Source organism: Vibrio sp. 1249-1, assembly GCF_033340495.1.
Genome location: NZ_JAWOWJ010000786.1, coordinates 1 through 607, shown reverse-complemented (window position 1 = coordinate 607; position 607 = coordinate 1). Strand labels below are relative to the sequence as shown.

At 43.5% G+C, this 607-nt stretch carries 1 protein-coding gene; it reads left to right on the top strand.

All coding sequences use genetic code 11. The annotated features are described in order from the left end of the window. Positions 1-154: 154 nt before the first annotated feature. On the top strand, positions 155-607 hold a 453-nt coding region (locus tag R7Z50_RS28915), incomplete at its 3' end, for a YdcF family protein (RefSeq protein WP_318149936.1).

The window sequence follows — 607 nt, the reverse complement described above, 5'->3', positions numbered from 1 at the left end:
GACTTCCTTCAGCAATGAACCTTTCATAGGTCTCTAGAACAATATTGTTAACTAGATGTTAATGCCAGTAAGGCGGTTGGCAAAGAAGATTTTTGTAACTATGCCAAAGACCACACAACAGTGACTTTGTCGCAGGGGAAATTGAGAGAGAAGTATGAAGTTAGGTAACGTGGTCATCGTACTAGGTAAGCGATTGGTTAATAACCAATTGAGTGCCGAAGGCATCTCGAGAGTCGAAGCACTAGCCGCTAAGATCCTCGAAATGCCAATGGAGAATACTGCTCTTGTATTTTGTGGTGGAAAAACGCAAGGACAAAGCATTTCGGAAGCAGACGCTATGTATGCATATTTTCAGACCCTGAATACGTCGCTGGCCAAGCCTTTTCCGACAAGCCAAATCCTGCTTGAAAATCGCTCTTTGAATACGTTTGAAAACATGCGAAATGCAGCGAAAGTTCTGTGTGAAAGCGGTTTATTTCCGTTACCGTCTCAAGCGACGGTTGAGGTCATTTTGCTATCAAACGCCTATCATCTTGAGCGCATATTAGAAATTCAAACGCTAATGGATGAGCAAGGCTTACTGCGCGTGATCAAATCTCAATGCGCG